Here is a 7,256-nt window from a genome sequence, read left to right as displayed (position 1 = left end):
GCCGGCCCTGATCATGGGCAGTCCCACCGATTCCGACATCTCGACGCTCGAGCTGTATCTCGTCTTCCCGCTCGGCGGTGAGGAACGCACCCTCGCCCTCGTCCGCGGCACCCTGCTCGTCGGTGCCGTGGTTCTGCTCGTCCTGCTGGCGGCGATCTCGATGATCGTCGCGCGGCAGGTCGTGCTGCCCATCCGGTCGGCCTCCCGGATCGCCGTGCGCTTCGCGGACGGGCGGCTCAAGGAACGCATGCCGGTCCGCGGCGAGGACGACATGGCCCGGCTCGCGATGTCGTTCAACGAGATGGCCGAGAGCCTGTCGCGCCAGATCACCCAGCTCGAGGAGTACGGCAACCTGCAGAAGCGGTTCACCTCCGACGTGAGCCACGAACTGCGCACCCCGCTGACGACGGTGCGTATGGCCGCCGACCTCATCCACGACGGCAGCGACGACCTCGACCCCGTCCTCAAACGGTCCTCCGAACTGCTCGTCGCCGAACTCGACCGTTTCGAGAGTCTGCTCAACGACCTGCTCGAGATCAGCCGGCACGACGCCGGTGTCGCCGAGCTCGCCTCCGAGCGCCTCGACCTGCGGATGTGTGCGCGTGCCGCCGTCTCGACCGTGCGTCACCTGGCCCGCGAGACCGCGACCGAACTCATCGTCGACATGCCGGACGAACCCGTCGAGGCCGATGTCGATCCGCGTCGTGTCGAACGCATCCTGCGGAACCTCCTCGCCAATGCGATCGATCACGGGGAGGGCAAACCGATCCTGCTGCGGCTGCGCGCCGACGACACCGCCGCGGCCTTCGTCGTGCGCGATCAGGGTGTGGGCCTGCGACCGGGGGAGGAGAAGCTCGTCTTCAACCGGTTCTGGCGTTCGGATCCGTCGCGGGTCCGGCGTTCCGGTGGCACCGGTCTCGGACTCGCCATCAGCGTCGAGGACGCAAACCTGCACAACGGCAAACTCGAGGCATGGGGCGAACCGGGACGAGGTGCCAGCTTCCGGCTGACCCTGCCCCGCGAACGCGGACGTAAAGTGGGTCGCAGCCCCCTCCCTCTCGTGCCCGGCGCCGCGAAGGCCGTGCAGGGCAAGCCCCCACCGGACGACGACACCCCGGAGCAGCCGTCGACCGGAGAGTCCCCGACCGACCCTGCGAGCACGCCGTCCGAAGGAGCCAGTACATGAGCCGCTCGACTCCGCGTGCAGCGGGCGTGCTCGTCGTCCTCCTGACAGTGGCCGGACTCGTGTTGTCGGGATGTGCCACGCTGCCCGATTCGTCCTCCCCGCAGGCCATCGGAACCCTCGAACGCGGTCCCTCGACCACGGAGGTCGCCGCACCGGTACCGGGTCGCGAACCCGACCTGCTCCTGCGCGACTTCCTGCAGGCCAGCACCGACCCGACCAACCGCCATCGCGCGGCCCGCCAGTTCCTCACGCCCACGATGTCCGACACCTGGGACGACGCCGCGAGCGCGACGATCGTCGACAAGGTCGACGTCCTCGTCGAGGAACGCGACGGCGACAGCGCCACCTATGTGGTGCGGGCGAGTACCGTCGGCTTTCTCGAGGAGGGCGGCATCTACCGCCCCGCCGACGGGGAGTTCGAGGCGCGGTTCTCACTCGTCCGCACCGACGGGGAGTGGCGCATCGACCGGCTGCCGGCCGGCGTCATCATGGACCGCCCCCGTTTCCTCAACACCTATCAGCGGCGCTCGCTGTACTTCCTCGACCCGACGGGCAACGCCGTCGTCCCGGATCCGCGCTGGATCACGGGCACACCCGAGCAGACGGCCTCCCAGCTGATGGGGTTGCTCGTCGAGGGCCCGAAGCAGGTGCTGGCACCTGCGGTCAAGAATCTGCTCGAAGACGTCACCGTCATCGGATCGGTGACGAAGGCCGACGGCCGGACGACCGACGTGGGCGTCGGGCTCGGCGGCATCCGCATCGACTTCCAGGGGGTCGGCTCGATGGGGCGGCAGGATCGCGAACTGCTCGCCGCACAGGTGATCTGGACCCTCGCCAATGCCGACATCAGCGGCCCGTACCAGCTCCTCGCCGACGGCCAGCCACTCGACGAACGTTTCCCGAACGGGTGGACCACCGCGGACGTGGCGTCGATGAACCCCCTCGCCGCGTCGAGCGTGACGGTGGGTCTGCACGCGCTGCTCGACGGCGCGCTGGTGAGCGTCGCAGAGACGGGCGTGACCCCCGTACGCAGCTTCTTCGGTACGTCCGACGACCTGCAGTCGGTCGCCCTGTCGCTGGACGGAGAGCTCGTCGCCGCAGTTGAGAACACCGGCAAACCGGCACCGGAACCGGCCGTGCAACTCATGGTGGGGGCCTACAGCGAGGGCGGTGCCGAGCCGGCGGTGGACGGCGAGTCGATCACCCGGCCGTCCTGGTCGCCCAACAACAATTCGGTGTGGGCGGTCGTCAACGGGACCTCGGTGGTGCGTGCGGTGCGCGAACCCGGCACCGGGCGGGTCACCGTCGTCGGGGTGGAGGCGGGCGCGGTCCGCGGTCTCGGCGGCCGCGTCACCGAACTGCGCCTGTCGCGCGACGGTGTCCGCGCCGCCATGATCATCGACGGGCGGGTCTTCGTCGCGACCGTCGTGCCGACCACGACCGGCGAGTACTCGCTCACCAATCCGCGCGAGATCGGCTTCGGTCTCGGTGGTCCCGCGCTCGCCCTGGACTGGAGCACGGCCGACACGATCGTCGTCTCCCGCGCGTCGGCCGACGTGCCCGTCGTGCAGGTCGCGGTGGACGGCTCACGCATCGACGCACTGCCGAGCCGCAATCTCACGCCCCCGGTGGTGGCGGTCGAGGCGTCCACGGCGAGCGAGTTCGTCGCGGATTCCCGGACGGTCTTCCAGCTCAACAACCGCGACCCCGCCGGCGACCGGTACTGGCGGGAGGTGCCCGGCCTCGCCGGGATGGCCGCGATTCCCGTCCTGCCGGGCTGAGCGCGGTGCCGGTGGCACCGGTTGTCGGTGCTGCCGTCGACCCCGGCTGTCGGTGACATCCGGCACACTCCCGGTGTGCTGACGGCCCTGCTCGATCTCGTCCTGCCCGCCCGGTGCGGGGGATGCGCCGACCCCGGGATGAACTGGTGCCGAGCGTGCGCGCGGGAACTCGGCGACCATCCCGGGACGGTGACGCCCCGCGTCGAGCCCGGGGTCCCGGTGTGGAGTCTGGGCCCGTACTCCGGTCCCCGGCGTCGCGCGGTGATCGTCGCCAAGGAACGCGCCCGGCGGGATCTCGCCGAGCCTCTCGGGCTCGCGTGGGCGGTCGCGATCACGCGGCTGCGAAGATGGGGCGAGCTGCCCGACGGGCCGTTGATCGTGGCGCCCGCCCCCACCCGGGCGCGGGCCGCGCGGGCACGCGGAGGCGATCCCGTCGCGCGTGCCGCCCGGGCCGCCGCGGCGCACGACCGTCACCTCCACGTGCATCCGATCCTGGGTGTCGCGGCGGGTGTGCGCGACTCGGTGGGGCTCACCGCGGCCGACCGGCAACGCAACCTCGGCGGCCGCGTGACGGTGAGTGCCGACGGGCTGCCGCGGACGATCCCGGTACTCGTGGTCGACGATGTGCTCACCACCGGAACCACCGCCCGCGAGTCGGTGCGGGCTCTCCGGCGCGCAGGATTGTACCCGGTGGGAGTGCTCGTGATCGCCCACGCGTGAGTACTCCGACGGGTCCGGGCGGGCCCCGTCCAGGACCGGAATGCGACGCGAAGTGAAATCGGGCGGGAACGGTGGCAGACCTTCGAGTTACGTACTAACGTCGCCATCAGACCCGGAAACAACAAGGTAGACGGGTGGAAACGCTTGTTCTTCCGATTCCGGGCGAGTGCGCTCTCGCGCTCATTCATCATGCCGGCGCGCGGGCTGCGCCGGCCGTAACTCGGGAGGTACGCGTGACGACCCCTTCGAAGTCCAGAGGTTCCGTTGCAGAGGCCGATACCGCCACGGAAGGCCCCCGTGCCGATGTTGTCGTGAAAGGACGCAACGTCGAGGTCCCCGATCATTTCCGGATCTACGTCTCCGAGAAACTCGCTCGGCTCGAACGCTTCGATCCGACGATTTTCCTCTTCGACGTCGAGTTGCAGCACGAACGCAACAGGCGTCAGAAGAAGAGTTGCCAACGGGTCGAGATCACTGCCCGCGGGAAGGGACCGATCGTACGGGCCGAGGCCAGCGCCGACAGTTTCTACGCTGCCTTCGAGTCTGTGATCAGCAAGCTCGAATCGCGCCTGCGAAGGACGAAGGAGCGCCGCAAGGTCTCCTACGGTGAGAAGACGCCCGTGTCCGTGGCGGAAGCCACCGCGGCTCTCGCCCGTGACGACGAGCTCGCGATCTCGCCCGATCTGTCGCTCGGCGACAGCGAGAAGGAATCCCAGGACGGTCCCGGCCGCATCGTCCGGACGAAGGAACACAACGCTGCGCCGATGACCGTCGACGACGCCCTCTACGAGATGGAACTCGTCGGTCACGACTTCTACCTGTTCCACGACAAGGAGACGGACAAGCCGTCCGTGGTCTACCGGCGACACGCCTTCGACTACGGTCTGATCAGGCTCGTGTGACACTGCCGGGAGTGACCTGAGGCACCTCGCCATCGCGGTCACTCCCGCGCAGCGCCTACCATGGAATCCGGCCGGGGTCCGACAAGGCCTCGGCCGGATTTCTTGTCCGTGCAGGTACCCGAGATTGAGGACGAACACACCAGTGCTGTCGCTGACGAAGCTGCTCCGGATCGGTGAAGGTCGCATGGTCAAGCGGCTCAAGCACATCGCCGAGCATGTCGATTCCCTCTCCCCGGACTTCGAGGCCCTGACCGACGCCGAGCTCCGGGCCATGACGGAGCAGTTCCGGAGCCGCTACCAGGACGGCGAGACGCTCGACGATCTGCTCCCGGAGGCCTTCGCGACCGCCCGGGAGGCGTCCTTCCGGGTGCTCGGGCAGAAGCACTATCTCGTCCAGATCATGGGTGGCGCGGCGCTGCACTTCGGCAACATCGCCGAGATGAAGACCGGTGAGGGCAAGACCCTCACCTGCGTGCTGCCGGCCTACCTCAACGCGATCTCCGGTGACGGCGTCCACGTCGTCACGGTCAACGACTATCTCGCCAAGCGCGACGCCGAGTGGATGGGCCGTGTGCACCGGTTCCTCGGGCTCGAGACCGACGTGATCCTGTCCGGGATGACGCCGGCGCAGCGCCGCGCAGCCTATGCCGCCGACATCACCTACGGCACCAACAACGAGTTCGGCTTCGACTACCTGCGCGACAACATGACGCACTCGCTCGACGACCTCGTGCAGCGCGGACACAACTTCGCGGTCGTCGACGAGGTCGATTCGATCCTCATCGACGAGGCCCGGACGCCGCTGATCATCTCGGGTCCCGCCGACGCGTCGAGCAAGTGGTACTCCGAGTTCGCCCGCATCGTGAAGCTGCTCAAGCCCGAGGTGCACTACGAGATCGACATCCGGAAGCGGACCGTCGGGGTGCACGAGGCCGGTGTCGAGTTCGTCGAGGACCAGCTCGGCATCGACAACCTGTACGAGGCGGCGAACTCGCCGCTGGTGAGCTACCTCAACAACGCCATCAAGGCCAAAGAACTCTACGCCAAGGACAAGGACTACATCGTCCGCAACGGTGAGGTCGTCATCGTCGACGAGTTCACCGGCCGCGTCCTGTCGGGCCGCCGCTACAACGAGGGCATGCACCAGGCGATCGAGGCCAAGGAAGGCGTCGAGATCAAGGCCGAGAACCAGACCCTCGCCACGATCACGCTGCAGAACTACTTCCGTCTGTACGACAAGCTGTCGGGCATGACCGGTACGGCCGAGACCGAGGCCGCCGAGCTCCACCAGATCTACAGCCTGGGTGTCATCCCGATCCCGACGAACCGTCCGATGGTGCGTGTCGACCAGGGCGATCTCATCTACAAGACGGAGGAAGCGAAGTTCGCGGCCGTCGTCGACGACGTCGTCGAGCGTCACGAGAAGGGACAGCCCGTCCTCATCGGCACCACGAGCGTCGAGCGGTCGGAGTACCTGTCTCGGCAGTTCACCCGGCGCGGTGTCCCGCACAGCGTGCTCAACGCGAAGTTCCACGAGCAGGAAGCGCAGATCATCGCGCAGGCCGGTCGTTCGGGCGTGGTGACGGTCGCGACGAACATGGCCGGTCGCGGTACCGACGTCGTGCTCGGCGGCAACCCCGACATCCTCGCCGACATCGAGCTGCGCAAGCGCGGCCTCGACCCGGTCACCACGCCGGAGGAATACGAGGCGGCCTGGGACGAGATCCTCGAGCGGATCAAGGCCGAGTCGAAGGCCGACGCCGAGAAGGTACGCGCGGCCGGTGGCCTGTACGTGCTCGGCACCGAGCGGCACGAGTCCCGTCGCATCGACAACCAGCTGCGCGGCCGTTCCGGCCGTCAGGGCGACCCGGGCGAGTCGCGGTTCTACCTCTCGCTCGGCGACGAACTGATGCGGCGCTTCAACGGAGCGGCCCTCGAGTCGATCATGACGCGGCTGAACCTGCCCGACGACGTGCCGATCGAGGCGAAGATGGTCTCCAAGGCCATCAAGAGCGCCCAGACGCAGGTCGAGCAGCAGAACTTCGAGATCCGCAAGAACGTGCTCAAGTACGACGAGGTGATGAACCAGCAGCGCACCGTCATCTACGAGGAGCGTCGCCGGATCCTGCGCGGCGAGGACCTCGAGGGTCAGGTGCAGCACATGCTCACCGACGTCGTCACCGCCTACGTCGACGGCGCGACCGCCGAGGGATACGTCGAGGACTGGGATCTCGAGCAGTTGTGGACGGCGCTCAAGACCCTCTACCCGGTGGGTGTCGACCACAAGACGCTCGTTGCCGAGAACGAGGACCTCGACCGCGACGGTCTGCTCGAGGTCCTGCTCGAGGATGCCCGCGCCGCCTACGCGCGTCGCGAGGCCGAACTCGAGGCCATCGCCGGTGAGAACGCGATGCGCGAACTCGAGCGTCGCGTGCTGCTGTCGGTTCTCGACCGCAAGTGGCGCGAGCATCTCTACGAGATGGACTACCTCAAGGAAGGCATCGGCCTGCGCGCGATGGCGCAGCGCGATCCCCTCGTCGAGTACCAGCGCGAAGGTTTCGACATGTTCACCGCGATGCTCGAGGGTCTGAAGGAGGAGTCGGTCGGATTCCTGTTCAACCTCCAGGTCGAGGCTGCGCAGCAGCAACAGCAGCCGGGTGTGGCGGT

At 68.1% G+C, this 7,256-nt stretch carries 5 protein-coding genes; all 5 read left to right on the top strand.

The window, feature by feature from the left end; genetic code table 11:
* Positions 1 to 1,186, top strand: a 1,186-nt coding sequence (gene mtrB / locus R1101_RS26570) for an MtrAB system histidine kinase MtrB (RefSeq protein ID WP_037223173.1), incomplete at its 5' end; no start/stop codon positions are given.
* Positions 1,183 to 2,967, top strand: coding sequence for an MtrAB system accessory lipoprotein LpqB (lpqB, locus tag R1101_RS0112510; protein WP_016933759.1), 1,785 nt, complete (start codon positions 1,183 to 1,185; stop codon positions 2,965 to 2,967). The genes mtrB and lpqB, both read left to right, overlap by 4 nt.
* Before the next feature lie 75 nt (positions 2,968 to 3,042).
* Positions 3,043 to 3,687: a ComF family protein gene (locus tag R1101_RS0112505; protein ID WP_037223170.1), complete on the top strand. Its 645-nt coding sequence runs from the start codon at positions 3,043 to 3,045 to the stop codon at positions 3,685 to 3,687.
* 233 nt (positions 3,688 to 3,920) lie between these two features.
* Positions 3,921 to 4,589, top strand: coding sequence for a ribosome hibernation-promoting factor, HPF/YfiA family (hpf, locus tag R1101_RS0112500; RefSeq protein WP_026003202.1), 669 nt, complete (start codon positions 3,921 to 3,923; stop codon positions 4,587 to 4,589).
* Between the two features lie 184 nt (positions 4,590 to 4,773).
* On the top strand, positions 4,774 to 7,256 hold a 2,483-nt coding region (gene secA, locus R1101_RS0112495), incomplete at its 3' end, for a preprotein translocase subunit SecA (protein WP_051017531.1).

The sequence above is a fragment of the Rhodococcus sp. R1101 genome (assembly GCF_000278445.1).
In the GTDB taxonomy this organism is placed as follows: domain Bacteria; phylum Actinomycetota; class Actinomycetes; order Mycobacteriales; family Mycobacteriaceae; genus Rhodococcus; species Rhodococcus gordoniae.
This window is presented reverse-complemented; position numbering and strand designations above follow the sequence as displayed.

What these genes read in the sequence shown, in the direction of transcription:
- lpqB (WP_016933759.1), top strand. Translation starts at nt 1,183, where the DNA reads ATGAGCCGCTCGACTCCGCGTGCAGCGGGCGTGCTCGTCGTCCTCCTG.